Source organism: Streptococcus sp. 121, assembly GCF_016458205.1.
Taxonomy (GTDB): Bacteria; Bacillota; Bacilli; order Lactobacillales; family Streptococcaceae; genus Streptococcus.
Window position 1 is genome coordinate 1 of record NZ_JAEMED010000024.1, and the last position, 13171, is coordinate 13171.

Consider the following 13171-nt stretch of genomic DNA (forward strand, 5'->3'; position numbering starts at 1 on the left):
TTACCGGTTTCATAAAGGCTTACGATGGTTTCTTTGAATTCTTTACTATACTTTTGTGACATATGGACTTCTCCTTTGGTTTGAGATAATTCTACCAAATCGTGTCCATGAAATCATACTAACACCAATTGGTAGAATTATCAATAAAGGAATTGAACTTATGAGGCTACTAATAAGGAAGTATCGATTGCTTCAAAATTACACACAGAAAGATTTATACTCTAATCTATGTTCTAGAAGACACTATTTGAGAATTGAAAAAGGTGAGATTATTCCATCAGTTTTTATACTGTATCACTTATCAAAGAAATTATGCGTAGCCATGGAAGATTTAATTGTCATTGAAAAAGAAGATATGTTACCTCATGATACAAAAATAAAGGAAGAGTAGAGATGAAAACATTTGAGTATATTAAACTACAAAAAATAATTTTTGCATTGTCAAAAAGCAAAAATAAGCAAAGTATTCTTTTAGAAGAATACTTGAGGAAATTAGATGATGAAGATTCTATCGAATTATTGAACTTATTTTATAAAGAGGAGTGTTCAATGGAATATTTAATGGAAACTGCTTACAAAAAAACAATACCATTTCAATTATCTAATAAACTCAGGAAACAAATAAAAAATTATAAATCATCGGATAATAATCTAAATGCTGACATGAAATTAACAACTTTTTTATTTTTTGAGAAAGACTTACAAAAGATACTGATTATAGATAGATCCATGTTTCAGGATATCAAAATAGATACTATTAAAGGTAGAGTTTCACCAATATATCATAATGGGTACTGTAGTATTTGTGGGGAGTTATCGAAAGTAAGTATGTTTTATGCGAAAATTAGGACTAAGAAAAAAGAAATTTCTAGAGGAAGCTATATCTGCACAAACAGCTTTGAATGTAATAAGAATATAGCTCAAGCAAATAGAGTTGTTAATTTTTTTAATATTTTTTCATAATTCTCTTGATAGAGGAATTTTTATTAATTATAAAACAGTCAGGAAATGTCATCTCCTCCCATTGTTTGTAATCAAAAGTAGAATCAAAATAGTTGAGTAAGATTCCAATAATATTACCATGAGAACTAATTAGAATTGTTTTATTCGAGTACTTATGTTCTAGATTATTTAAAAAATCTAATATCCTGTTTAAAGCAGTGACATTTGACTCTCCACCAGGTAGAGAATAGGAGGTGTTTTCCCATAGATATTTAATTGCACTTTTAAAGTCTTTGTCATCAACATATGAAGAAGATAGTACTCTTTCTTTTAGGCGATCATCGATATGTATTTTACCGAAATTTATTGGTGATCTGTATAAGGTATCAAAGGCTCTTTTAAATGGACTCGAAAAGTAACAATCAATGTTATAGTCATTTAAAAAATCTAAGTTTGATAGCGAGTGTATCCCCTTATTTGATAAAGGTCGATTATAATCGTCACTTGTATAGGAGGAATGTGCATGACGAAGTAAGATATACGTATTGTTCATGATGTTTACCTTTAAAAATAGAATATGATAGAAGGAAATTTAGAATGCTTTTTAGAAATAATAAAAATGATTTTATCTTAATAAACTATAGAAAAGTCACTGATTTGATAACAGCAGAATTTTTACATGATTTATATAATCAACACGATTATACCATAAATCCTGTTCGATTTCGACATACTATTTCTATATTTGAAAATGGCATATTTTCAAGCTATGCACCGAAATATGAGTGGGAAATGATTAGAAAATATGTTGGAAATAAATTTTTAACTTGCGATAAAGAATTTAGAGAGAATTTATTGCGATATTTGTCATTTGATAAAAAAGTCTTTAAAAATTATCTATCGGACCTAGAAAATATAAATTTATTTGAAAAATCGCTAGAGGAATTAGGAAAGTTACTTATTGATTTGCACTTTTCTGCACTTAATAATATATACAAGGTGAATTTGGTACAAATTGAACAAGGTTTGTTTTATGCACTTACGGAGAGACTTAAAGAAAAATATGGTCTAGATTATAAAAAGTATATTGCAAAATATATTGATACAGGACACTCAGATGTTTCTGAAGCAGATAATTTTTTAATACTTGAATCAATGAAAATATCAAATAATTTAATATCTATTGAGGAAGCTGTAAGTAATTATCTCAGTAAGTATAAAGATATCAGTTATGCGTATGGAGATTATTCTATTGATGTTGATCAAGTCGTTAGGAATAAACTGCAGCAATTAGTTAATAGCAATATTTTAGAACGGGAACAGTATTTATCGGATAGGAATACTAGTATTTCAAATTTTGAGACAGATGACATTTTTTTAGAAGATTTAAGAATGTTTACAAAATTGGTATCGGAATTTAGAGATCAAAATAAACATTTAATGGGAAAAGTCTCCTTTATTCGGAATAGACTGCTTATGATAATTAGTAAAAAAACTAATATTTCAAGAGATCTTTTATCAAGATGTACTCTACAAGAAATATATTCTTTGAGTTTGGGAGAGAAGATAGATATTAATTTTGAAAAAGTTGATGAACAATATATCTTTGAAAGAAAAGAAACGGTAAGTATTAAAAATGGTGAATTCAGTTTTGATAAACACCAAGTTGGATTCCAAAAATTAGTTCATGGCATTCCAGTGAGTAAAGGGAAAATTGTGGCCAAAACAATACACTATAATCCTAATTTAACTGTAGAAGAAGTAAAAAATAAAATTTTAGTTATTCAAGGGACAGATTTTAATGTTATGGATTTAATATTGAATTCAAAAGGAATTCTTGTTGAAGAAGGAGGAATACTTAGTCATGCTTCTATTGTCTCTAGAGAATATGGAAAACCTTGTATTATAGGAATTCAAGATTTATTCAAAAAAATTCCAAATAATGTAGAGGTGTTGCTAGATGGTAACGAGGGGGAAATACATGTATTATAAGGATATTTCAAATAACAATATACAGGATAAAAATTTTGGAAATAAAGCAAATTTTTTATCTCAAATATATACCATAGAAGGTGTTAATGTATTGGATGGTATTTGCTTCTATTTTTGTACGGATGAAAATAGAAATGATGCATGTAAACACTTATTTAATCTAGTGCAAAGAAAGTTTCGAGGTAACGGAAGGGTTATTATTAGAAGTAGTTCTATTTATGAAGATTTATATGAGAAAAGTAATGCAGGTTTTTATAGTAGCAAAGTGACCTCTCAGAATTATATAGAGTTTTCTGAAGCATTTTTAGATGTTGTAAACTCATTTAAAAATGAAACCGTAGTTAGTCTAGTCGTTCAGCCATTTCTGGAGAAGATGAGCAGTGGAGGTGTAGTCTTTTTAGAAGGTGAAAGTATTTTTGTTGAATTATCCAATACTTCAAGTAATGTTGTCAGTGGTGTTGTAGAAAAATTTCTAGTTTATAATAAAACAGATTCTCACCCAAAAGATATTATGATGAGAGAACTTTTAAATCAAATCAGAAAGTTGAATATAAAATTTATGATGCCTTTGGATATTGAATGGGGAGCCGAAGGGAATGTTGTATATATTTTTCAGGTTCGTCCATTAACTAAAACAATAGGGGGAACGTATAATGAGTTTGTATAAGGAAGAATTTATTAATTATTTTAATAAGTTAGGGTATCAGCTATTAGCAGAAAAAAATTTAGCAGAATCCCAGATTGGGAATGTTTTAGTGTCAGCTAGTATCATGGCTAATAAAGAACTTTTAGAGTCTAAAAGTGTAAAAAAAGTTTGTTATCAAAAAATATTTTCTTCAAATCGTTTGGATGATATTGGAAAATATCCATTAGCGACACCTTATGAGACAATGTTAAGCATTTTCAATAGTTGTGAAAACTCTGTAGAAGAAGCAATTAGTTCAATTATTAATTTTTTAATTTCACACGTAAACATAAAAAAAGAGGCTCTTTTCTTTTTATGTCCAAACAATCGAAGAGTATCCGACTGCTTAGATGATTTAGATATAAATATTAATAATAGACTGTGTTGGAAAGAAGATATTCCTTTAAGACTCGGAAAATCTGAAAGTGGCCAATATTTAAAGGTTTTTATTCCTTATAATGGAGGGGTGATTCCGATAGCAACTTTGGGATTTTTACAAAATAATGATAGTGTTTTTGTTGATTCTGCTTTATTTTTAGAGCGTTTATCGTTCGTGGCGAGTAGAAAAAAGGATTGGTTTAATGACATATATTATGATTTCGTATATAAGTCAGTATCAAAGGTGTTAAGAAACCAAGAATTAGAAACATGCAGACGAGTATGTGTTTTATTAAAATCTGCAGCTATTTTATATGTTGATGGCATTCAGTTAACAAATTCTGGACAGGGATATATTACAAAAAAGATTATGAAGATGCTTGTTGAGGAAACTAGTCAACAGTTTAATGTATTAGAGATTGAGTCAATAGTAAAAGCTATTTTGAATTTTTTGAATGATATGACAGTTGTTAATAATGAGGTGAGTATACTGGAAAATTTTATTAAAGATTACAATACTCTGAATGAAAATCATGATTTAATTATGAAGAATGTACAAAAATATTTAGATAGAAACGGAAATACAGACTTTAGCTTATTACATGATAGATTTGGACTTTCTAAAATGCAAGCTAAATTATTAAATAGTAAGGGCGGACCAGAGATATTAAATATTCCAAATATAGAAAATAAATTTTGGTTTAGAAATGAGTGTTATAAATTTTCAAATAACAATATTTCAAATGTTTTAGAATTTCTAAAAAATTCTGAACAAAAAAGGATTAGGTAATCATGAAAAAACAGACAGTTTTAGTTGTTGGCGGAATGAAGATTTTGCACAAAACTATTAAAGAAATGGGTTTTGATATAATTTTGCTGCAGGACAAAAATAAGTTAACTGTGAGTAGTGAACTTTATAATTTAATAATTGGTGTTGATTTTTCAATGACTGAGGAGATTTTAAAGACAGCAGTCTACATAAAAGAAATTTTTAATTATAGTTTTGTAGGAGCTTTTGGAGAATTGCATCAAGAGATCGCCTCAATGATTGCTGATAAAACTAATATTAAGTTTATAAATTTAGAATCTATAAAAAAAAGCAGAAATAAATATGAATTGAGAACGGCGTTAGAAGGGACTATTTTAGGAAATGTACAATATGATTTAATTACAAGCAGAAATAAAAATGATATTCTACCCAAATATAATAAGTATATTATCAAGCCGGTAAATTCTTGGGGTAGCAGTAATATTTACAAAAATCCCAAGAATTTTGATTTTTTGGATAAAGGTATTTGGCTGATTGAAGAATTCATAGAAGGAGAAGAATTTAGTATTGAAACCTTAAGCCAACATGGACAACATCATATTATTTCTATTACCAAAAAAATTGTAAATAATGATTTTGTTGAGATTGGACATATGCCATTGTTTCAAGTGCCAAGTGAATTGAGATTCAAGATTACCAAAAGTGTTGAAGTTTTATTGGATCAAATCAAATTTACTGATGGAGTAACTCATACAGAATTAAAGATTCTAGATAATAACAAAATTAACATCATTGAGACTCATACTAGAATGGGTGGTGATTATATTCCAGAAATGATTGAATACAGTACTGGATATGGATTTATAAAAAATGTAATTAAAAGTACTTTCCGAATGAAAATTGATAATCCGAGACTCATCACAGTTCAGAAACATGTAGCAATTTGGTTTATCTGTATATCTAGAAAAGGTATATTAAAAGAATACTGTTTAAAAAATCTTGATAGCTCAGTGATTAAATCCGAAATTTTTTATAGTGTAGGAGATTATTTTGGAGGAACAAATTCCTCTTTTAGTAGATTTGGATATGTTATTGCTGAAGGAAAGACTGCGGAAGAAGCCCTTAGAAATGCAAAGAGAAATGCAGAGTCTATATTGATAAGAATAGAGGAATAATAGATGAAAAAATATTTTTTAATTTTTGGTTTAATAGTATCTATCTTCTTGATTAGCTTTAATAAAATGACTGATAAGAAAACGATTACTTTAAATGTAGGATATCAATCACCCACTGCAGCTACTTGGGGGGCTATTGTAATGAAAAATTCTGGAGAGCTAGAAAAGAGACTAAATGACTCATTTCCAGAGTATAATTTTAAAATAAATTGGATTGATTCCCCAACAGGTATGCCACTAATCAATGGATTAATTAGTGAAAAGATAGATTTTGCTTTCGTTGGGGATATGCCAGCTCTGTTATCAAAAAATTTTCAAAATAAAAACTTTTCTCCACAAATTATTGCTATAGATGGACGAGGCATTGGGGGACGAGGACAGGCAATTTTTAGTAATGGAGTGTCAAATAGTGCAACTACTGCCTATGGTTCTAGTGCAGAACGATTGTTAAACTACTATTTTTCAGGGAAGACTACTTACCAAGATCTTGCATCAGGATTACAGGCTTTTGATAATAAAAAGGTAGGAATCATTTCTGTTTGGGAACCCTATGTTTCTATCTTGGAGAATAAGGGGATAAAGAAAGTTTATGATGGAACTAATACCAATATTGATTATTTAAGTGCTGTAGTAATTAATAGTGAGTCTCAGAATAATAAAAAGTTAAAAAAGAAATTTTTAAATATATTTATTGAAACGTTGTCGGAAACCCATGATTGGATTAGTCAAAATAGGCAAGAGGCCATTGATATATTGTCTAAAAATACTGGATTTCAGAAAAATATTGTTACCGAGACATTAAATAATATAACATTTAATAGTAGTTATATTGGTAATGGTGAACTGAAAACTTTCAAATCATCGTATGATTTTTTGAAAAAAAGAAATCTTATAGACTATGAATATGATAATGATTTTTTCTATGTTATGAGTGAATAGGTATCTTAGTCATGAAAAAATTTAGTAAAATTATTGTTTTGTTCATTTTTTTAGAATTAGTATCTAAGTATGATTTAGATTTATTTTTAAAGTTTTCAAATATTCCTCGAATAACAGAATTGTTCACATACTTTATTGTATATCTAGATAAAGAATACCTACTTAATATGTTATTGAATACTTTGAGTCGAGTATTGATCGGTACAAGTGTTGGTGTAACACTAGCAGTAGTAGCTTCTATTAGTTCATACTTTTACCCTAAGATAATAGGAACAATTTCCCCGTTAATCAATGCTTTGAAACCGATTCCATTGATGGCATTTATACCAGTTATAAGTCTATTGGTTTACAAATCTGGAACTGTATTAATGATTGTAACTTGTCTTTCTTCATTTCTTCCGATTGTTTCAAATATGATTTTTAGAATAGATAATATACCGAAACGCTATGTATTTATCGTAAAAAATATTAGTGATTCTAAATTAGACCAAATAAAAATATTATTTTTGCCCTATTTAACTCCCTCAATTTTTACAGAGGGAGCAGTAGCTTTGAGTTCAGCATGGATGAGTGTAATTACTACAGAAAGTTTACTAGGTTTAGAGGGGATAGGATACTATATTTGGAATGCATTCTCAGTAGTAAATTATAAAGAAATGTTTATAGGAATAATATTTTTAATATTAGCGGGAGTAATCACATTAAAAACCTACAAAATTTTATTTGAAAAAACTTTTAGAAAATATCTTTTTGAGGAATGGTACAAGTAATGAAGTTAATCAATGTCAAAAAGTCTTTTAATGAAAAAGTCTTATTTAGTAATATTAATTTAGAAATCGGAAAAGGAGAGTCAATCTCCATTATGGGGCAATCAGGTGTTGGAAAAACAACTCTGTTAGACATTATTTGCGGTAATTTAACAGATTTTGAAGGTGAAGTAGTTAGATGTGGAGAAAAGTACGTAAAGATGGATCAGCATCCAATATTATTTTCTTGGTTGAATGTCAGGGAGCAGCTAAAGTTACTTATTAGAGATTCAGAAGATCAAGAAATTTATAGAAGACTCGTAAATGAATTCAAAATTTCAAATTTTTTAGAATTATATCCGTATGAGCTATCAGGAGGAATAAAGCAAAGAGTAAGTTTAGCTCAGGTTATATTGATGAAACCAGATATTCTTGTATTAGATGAACCTTTTAATGGACTAGATGAAAAAACCAAAAAAGCTACAATTACAATGTTAAAGAGAATTCAAAAAATGGAAAATTTTAGTATTATTATGGTTACACATAACAGTGCTGAAAGCAAGGAACTGTGTGAACAAGAGTTTCAACTGTCTGGAACTCCTCCCACTCTTATGAAGGTGAATTAAAACATGATTGTTACAGGCTATGAATATGCAGTAAACAAAATAGGAAAGAAAAAATTATATCAAAAAGAAAAATTAATTAATCTAGGAGGAGAATTATTTTTTTCAGAAAAAGAAAAGTATGGAATTCTAGATAAAACGAATCCTCACTCTATATATGACTTAATGTTATACGATTTTATGCCGAAATATAAATCTATGACATATAAAAGATTAAAATTTTTACTTTGTGAATCGATAAAACTATTTGGTATATTACAGGAACCCTGGATTCAAGAAAAATATAATTTAATCAGTGGGACAACACGTATTATATATAATTACTCTACAAATATAAGTGAAATGTCCACTATGTCTAAAGATAATTTTCATATACATATTAATACAATCTCTATTTTAGATTTTCGGACGAATGGACTAATTAAGAAGGAGTTTACTATTGACAACTCTATTTTTGAAATGAGCGTTCTACTTTACAATGAATTAAAAAATGATAAAAATACTAATTTAGATATTTTGTCTATGAATATTGGAGAAAAGGATACACCTTTGGGAGTAGTAATAGTAACAAAATACACTTTAAATTATGTTGATATTTCTAAATTAACAAAATATTTATTGAAAATACATAAAATAGTCGGAAAATTTAGCGAGGAATACGAAAAAAAAAATAAATTAAAATCAGAAGGAAGTAACTATTCTCTTACGATTTATTTTGATAATGAAGGTCAGTTATGTATTAATGTTGTATGTAAAAGGAATTCATTAAATGGAGGTGCGAGTGATACTTTTTTCATTGATAATGGAGAATTTCTATTAGTTAAAAGGAACTCTAGTTATTTTGATGATAATCGTGTTAAGTTAAGAAGAGAATTTCAAGATGATATTGTTAATGAATACTTGAAAATAAAAGATTGATAATTTGGTGGAAAATAGGTAATAAATGGGGGACTTAGCAATTATTTTACAGTAAATTTATTGCAGTGAAATTTTAAGATATTTGTCTTTCTGAGATATTTTACTGGTTATTTATCGATAATTTTAAGTACTGCTTTATTAAGAAGTTAATTTAAATATGTAGAAAAGGAAGTTATTAAAAAATGAAATTAATACTCAACAGGTATACACCTAATACTATTCAGATACAAGATCTGGTTAAAAATATTCAACGGGGATATATATTAATACAGCCAAGTTCATTAAAAGAAAAATTTGATGATTTATTAATTAAAAACAATTTTTATAAATGTGATATTTTATATATTGATGATTATGTCCTGCCAGAAATAGTTAGAGTAGTAAGAAAACTATCAAAAAAGTACAATATTGAGTCTATCACTACTCTCTGTGAAGAAGATATGACAGTAGCAGGTTTATTAAATGATTACTTTGTTTCTAGGAATTCGGTAAGCTCATCTAATATCTCCTTTAAAGATAAGTATGTAATGCGTAGTTTCTTAATAGACATTGTAAAGCAGCCTTACTTTAGACTTATTACAGATATCGATGATATTAGAAAGTTTTTTGAAAAATCTACGGTAGATACAGCTATTGTAAAACCTAGAGATAGTGCTGGAAGTGCTGGAATAAAAAAAATTAATAGATCGGAGGTTGTAGAAGAATACTTTGAGGAGAGTTGGCTAGAAAATTATATTATTGAGGAGCGTATTTCAATGAGTAAAATGCTAACATGTGATGGATATTCTATTGGAAGTAATATCAAGCGAATTTTTTTCCATGAATATCAAGAACTTGTACTTGATTCACTTATTGATGGGAAGCCGATTGTGGTACACACTCATTCAGCTTATTTCTCAAATATAAAATTTCTTAATATGGTAAAGGAAGAAGTAAAAAAAATATTAACTCATTTAACAGTTACTGATGAGTTGACTCCATTCCACTTTGAATTTTTCTACGATATTAACTCAGAAAAAATTGTTTTTTGTGAAGTTGGAAAACGATTTGGAGGTGGTAAAATTCCTACTTTAATCCAAGAAAGTTTTAATATAAATATATTAGAAGAGTATTGGCAACTACTGTTTTTAAGTGATTCAGATTTAATATCTTCTAACTTACTTTTACCTAGTAAAATCTCAACATATTATCAAGCACCTAGAAGGGATGGGGAGGTCAAGTGGGTACCAAACTTTGAAAATATTCCTTGGATTACACAGTCCCGATGCTTTGTCTATAAAGATGAAATTACTAATGCTGCACAGTCTGTAGCAGAATCAACATTTTACTGCATTTTTATAAGTGAAACATTAGAAGAGTATTCTAAAAATATTCGATTTGTACAAGAAAAACAATCGAAAATATATCTAGACAATAGTATACAGCAGTAAAATAAAACACTGCTTTGAAAAATAGTTCTATAATAAGCAATAATTTACTATGTATTGATGAAAATGAAAAATAGAAATATAAAACTCATATTAAGCAGTAAATCTATATCTGAAATAGGTAATGTCCTGTTTGATTTTGCTAACAATACTTTCCTTGCTGGGATTAACCCAACGACCTTTTCATTAGTTGCGGTATATCAAGCTTCGGAAAGTATGATAGGAATCTTATTCAATCTATTTGGTGGGGTTATTGCAGATACCTTCAAGCGAAAGAAAATCATTATTGGAACAAATATTTTATGTGGTATCGCTTGTGTAATTCTTTCATTTATTTTTAAAGAAAAATGGCTGACATATGCAGTTGTATTAGCGAATGTTATCTTGGCATTTATGAGTGCTTTTTCTGGACCGTCCTATAAAGCATTTACAAAAGAAATTGTAAAAAAGGATAGTATATCACAACTTAATTCATTGCTAGAGACAACAAGTACTGTAATTAAAGTAACAGTTCCTATGGTAGCAATTTTCCTATATAATATTTTGGGCATACATGGTGTATTATTATTAGATGGATTCTCATTTTTGATTGCTGCGTCGCTGATTTTCTTTATTGTACCGATTAATGAAGAAGTGGTCACAAAGGAGAAAATGACAATAGGTGGAGTCTTTAGCGACTTAAAAATAGGGTTCAAGTATGTTTACAACCATAAGCCAATATTTGTTATTATCATTCTCTCTGCCTTAGTTAATTTTCTTCTAGCAGCTTATAATTTATTGTTACCTTATAGTAATCAAATGTTTGGAGAAATATCAGATAGGCTTTATGGAACATTTTTAACAGCAGAAGCAATTGGTGGGTTTATTGGAGCAATATTAAGTGGTTTTGTCAATAAATCTTTATCAAGTAAACGTTTAATGCTCCTATTAGCGTGTTCGGGTATTATGTTAATGCTATCTACTCCGATTTATTCTATATTCCACAATGTCATTGTTCTAGCCTTGTCTCCAGCACTGTTTAGTCTATTTCTATCTATTTTTAATATCCAATTTTTCTCTATCGTTCAAAGAGATGTAGATAATGAGTTTCTTGGTAGAGTCTTTGGCATCATTTTTACGGTAGCTATACTTCTTATGCCGGTTGGGACTGGATTCTTCTCAGTTGTTTTAAATCCTAATAATACCTTTAATCTCTTCATTATTGGAGGATCCATCACTGTGTTATCACTAGTCTTTGGAGCTTTATTCAAGAGATATAATATAAGTTGACAGTTCTAACTAAGTAAAATTTAGGTATATGGATTCGAAAGAATTTAAAAGCACTTCATTGATAATTTGTATCAATGAAGTGCTTTTTGACGACTATTCATTTTTATCTATAATTTCTATAATGGCCTCAATTCTACAATTAAGTGCTATACAAATCTTCAGAAGTACATCTGTTGTAACATTTTCTCCTTTTCCTAACTTTGCGATGGTGGAAGAACTGATTCCTGCTTTTTTACGAAGTTCTGACTTAGTCCATCCTTTATCAATTAGTAGTTTCCATAATTTATTGTAGCTAAACTTCATCAGAGTTTTCTCCTTTGTTCCATGAAATACCATAAAGTTCATTTCCGTTACTTGAAAGTCTCAATACAATATTTTCTGACAAGAGTTTATTCGCTTCTGGAGAATATGAGCTTGCTTTATCGAAGGCTAAGAATACTTGTTTATTCAATGATTTTGATTGATCATAGAGCTTCAAAAGGGCTTCGGTTGCTTGGTAACTAATATTACTTAAGAGTAATGAATCGTGGGCAAGTGCTGGAAGATGAGTTAGATAAAGTATTGCTAAATCATATAATATCATTCCTTTGAATTTCGTTCCTGTACCATCATCATCTGGAGTATAGAAGGAGTAGCTATTGTAAGCTTTTAGATTAATTTGAGGAGCTTTGCGAATATCTGGATACAGAATGTTATTGAATTCACGCATCTTGCTATTGATTTTTACTTCTAAATCCAGAAGTATATCTTCTGTACTACGTTTCAAGTCAGCGTCGGCTTCTGATTTTTCTTTGGATAGACTAGTTTCCTTTAAGTAGGCCTCGTTTTGTTCTTTCAGTGCATTGATTGTAGATGTTAGCTTAGAGTAGTTTTTTAAGTACTCACTTGAAAGATTTGGGATATTTCCTAGTTCTTGAAGTTCTTGGTTTAGAGTTGTTAATTGACTCTCTAATTCGTCAATTTCAGCTATTAGTGATTCACGCTCAGTTGAAAATTCAGAATCCAATATATTTGCTAATTTTTTATGATAGGCTTCAACTTCATATAATTTTTTGAGATTAGTATCTGGGAAGTATTGTTGAAGCTCTGTTAAGTCAGATTCAGTTGGATATAAGCCAAATTCGATGCTAATATCCAATAGTTTAAGGCGTCTTTGCTTGTCACGAAGACTGTTTTCTAGGTCCAGCTTAGTATTTCTAAGCTGGAGTTTTATGTACGACGGGCATGTCGTACATCTGAGGTGCAAGTCCTCTGTGGGCACCTGCTACCGGTGAACCCAATAGCGACTCCCAAGCCTGACTATCGTGA

14 protein-coding genes and 1 pseudogene are annotated in these 13171 nt (G+C 29.1%); 12 read left to right on the top strand and 3 right to left on the bottom strand.

Going from position 1 to position 13171, the window contains the following annotated elements:
• Positions 1 to 160 precede the first annotated feature (160 nt).
• Both JEQ21_RS05970 and JEQ21_RS05975 read left to right on the top strand, forming a co-directional pair.
• A complete protein-coding gene (locus JEQ21_RS05970; RefSeq protein ID WP_233340776.1) occupies positions 161 to 391 on the top strand; it encodes a helix-turn-helix transcriptional regulator in 231 nt (76 codons plus the stop codon).
• Positions 392 to 393: 2 nt separating this feature from the next.
• A complete protein-coding gene (locus JEQ21_RS05975; protein ID WP_199364533.1) occupies positions 394 to 963 on the top strand; it encodes a hypothetical protein in 570 nt (189 codons plus the stop codon).
• Here the strand turns inward: JEQ21_RS05975 and JEQ21_RS05980 are convergent.
• Positions 947 to 1495 (bottom strand): histidine phosphatase family protein, encoded by a 549-nt coding sequence (locus JEQ21_RS05980; protein ID WP_199364534.1) that lies wholly within the window; start codon positions 1493 to 1495, stop codon positions 947 to 949. The genes JEQ21_RS05975 and JEQ21_RS05980 overlap by 17 nt on opposite strands.
• 44 nt (positions 1496 to 1539) lie before the next feature.
• Between JEQ21_RS05980 and JEQ21_RS05985 the strand changes: the two genes are divergently transcribed.
• The 10 genes from JEQ21_RS05985 (at position 1540) to JEQ21_RS06030 (ending at position 11863) form a co-directional block, all read left to right on the top strand.
• Positions 1540 to 2934, top strand: coding sequence for a PEP-utilizing enzyme (locus JEQ21_RS05985; RefSeq protein ID WP_069986550.1), 1395 nt, complete (start codon positions 1540 to 1542; stop codon positions 2932 to 2934).
• Positions 2924 to 3601, top strand: coding sequence for a PEP/pyruvate-binding domain-containing protein (locus JEQ21_RS05990; RefSeq protein ID WP_199364535.1), 678 nt, complete (start codon positions 2924 to 2926; stop codon positions 3599 to 3601). The genes JEQ21_RS05985 and JEQ21_RS05990 overlap by 11 nt, the downstream gene beginning before the upstream one ends.
• The gene (locus JEQ21_RS05995) at positions 3588 to 4787 is read left to right on the top strand and encodes a hypothetical protein (RefSeq protein ID WP_069986552.1); all 1200 of its coding nucleotides are present in this window, start codon (positions 3588 to 3590) and stop codon (positions 4785 to 4787) included. Before JEQ21_RS05990 ends, JEQ21_RS05995 begins: the two co-directional genes overlap by 14 nt.
• Positions 4788 to 4789: 2 nt before the next feature.
• Positions 4790 to 5941, top strand: a complete 1152-nt coding sequence (locus JEQ21_RS06000) for an ATP-grasp domain-containing protein (protein WP_199364536.1) — start codon at positions 4790 to 4792, stop codon at positions 5939 to 5941.
• Between the two features lie 3 nt (positions 5942 to 5944).
• Complete coding sequence (locus tag JEQ21_RS06005) at positions 5945 to 6880, top strand: hypothetical protein (protein WP_199364537.1); 936 nt, start codon at positions 5945 to 5947, stop codon at positions 6878 to 6880.
• Between the two features lie 11 nt (positions 6881 to 6891).
• Entirely contained in the window at positions 6892 to 7650 is a 759-nt protein-coding gene (locus JEQ21_RS06010; RefSeq protein WP_069986555.1) for an ABC transporter permease, read from the top strand.
• Positions 7650 to 8252, top strand: a complete 603-nt coding sequence (locus JEQ21_RS06015; protein ID WP_069986556.1) for an ATP-binding cassette domain-containing protein — start codon at positions 7650 to 7652, stop codon at positions 8250 to 8252. Before JEQ21_RS06010 ends, JEQ21_RS06015 begins: the two co-directional genes overlap by 1 nt.
• Positions 8253 to 8255: 3 nt before the next feature.
• On the top strand, positions 8256 to 9167 hold the full coding sequence (locus JEQ21_RS06020) for a hypothetical protein (protein ID WP_199364538.1): 912 nt from the start codon (positions 8256 to 8258) through the stop codon (positions 9165 to 9167).
• 182 nt (positions 9168 to 9349) lie between these two features.
• Positions 9350 to 10597, top strand: coding sequence for an ATP-grasp domain-containing protein (locus JEQ21_RS06025; RefSeq protein WP_199364539.1), 1248 nt, complete (start codon positions 9350 to 9352; stop codon positions 10595 to 10597).
• A 57-nt stretch (positions 10598 to 10654) separates the two neighbouring features.
• On the top strand, positions 10655 to 11863 hold the full coding sequence (locus tag JEQ21_RS06030) for an MFS transporter (RefSeq protein WP_069986645.1): 1209 nt from the start codon (positions 10655 to 10657) through the stop codon (positions 11861 to 11863).
• Between the two features lie 93 nt (positions 11864 to 11956).
• Here JEQ21_RS06030 and JEQ21_RS06035 read toward each other — a convergent pair whose 3' ends face one another.
• The gene (locus tag JEQ21_RS06035; RefSeq protein ID WP_199364540.1) at positions 11957 to 12166 is read right to left on the bottom strand and encodes a helix-turn-helix domain-containing protein; all 210 of its coding nucleotides are present in this window, start codon (positions 12164 to 12166) and stop codon (positions 11957 to 11959) included.
• Positions 12156 to 13073: pseudogene (locus JEQ21_RS06040) on the bottom strand (DUF2326 domain-containing protein); the annotation flags it as partial. The pseudogene JEQ21_RS06040 and the gene JEQ21_RS06035, both read right to left, overlap by 11 nt.
• Positions 13074 to 13171: the final 98 nt, after the last annotated feature.

Coding starts and splice junctions, on each gene's coding strand:
- JEQ21_RS05970 (WP_233340776.1), top strand. CDS start 161: ATGAGGCTACTAATAAGGAAGTATCGATTGCTTCAAAATTACACACAG.
- JEQ21_RS05975 (WP_199364533.1), top strand. CDS start 394: ATGAAAACATTTGAGTATATTAAACTACAAAAAATAATTTTTGCATTG.
- JEQ21_RS05980 (WP_199364534.1), bottom strand. CDS start 1,495: ATGAACAATACGTATATCTTACTTCGTCATGCACATTCCTCCTATACA.
- JEQ21_RS05985 (WP_069986550.1), top strand. CDS start 1,540: ATGCTTTTTAGAAATAATAAAAATGATTTTATCTTAATAAACTATAGA.
- JEQ21_RS05990 (WP_199364535.1), top strand. CDS start 2,924: ATGTATTATAAGGATATTTCAAATAACAATATACAGGATAAAAATTTT.
- JEQ21_RS05995 (WP_069986552.1), top strand. CDS start 3,588: ATGAGTTTGTATAAGGAAGAATTTATTAATTATTTTAATAAGTTAGGG.
- JEQ21_RS06000 (WP_199364536.1), top strand. CDS start 4,790: ATGAAAAAACAGACAGTTTTAGTTGTTGGCGGAATGAAGATTTTGCAC.
- JEQ21_RS06005 (WP_199364537.1), top strand. CDS start 5,945: ATGAAAAAATATTTTTTAATTTTTGGTTTAATAGTATCTATCTTCTTG.
- JEQ21_RS06010 (WP_069986555.1), top strand. CDS start 6,892: ATGAAAAAATTTAGTAAAATTATTGTTTTGTTCATTTTTTTAGAATTA.
- JEQ21_RS06015 (WP_069986556.1), top strand. CDS start 7,650: ATGAAGTTAATCAATGTCAAAAAGTCTTTTAATGAAAAAGTCTTATTT.
- JEQ21_RS06020 (WP_199364538.1), top strand. CDS start 8,256: ATGATTGTTACAGGCTATGAATATGCAGTAAACAAAATAGGAAAGAAA.
- JEQ21_RS06025 (WP_199364539.1), top strand. CDS start 9,350: ATGAAATTAATACTCAACAGGTATACACCTAATACTATTCAGATACAA.
- JEQ21_RS06030 (WP_069986645.1), top strand. CDS start 10,655: ATGAAAATGAAAAATAGAAATATAAAACTCATATTAAGCAGTAAATCT.
- JEQ21_RS06035 (WP_199364540.1), bottom strand. CDS start 12,166: ATGAAGTTTAGCTACAATAAATTATGGAAACTACTAATTGATAAAGGA.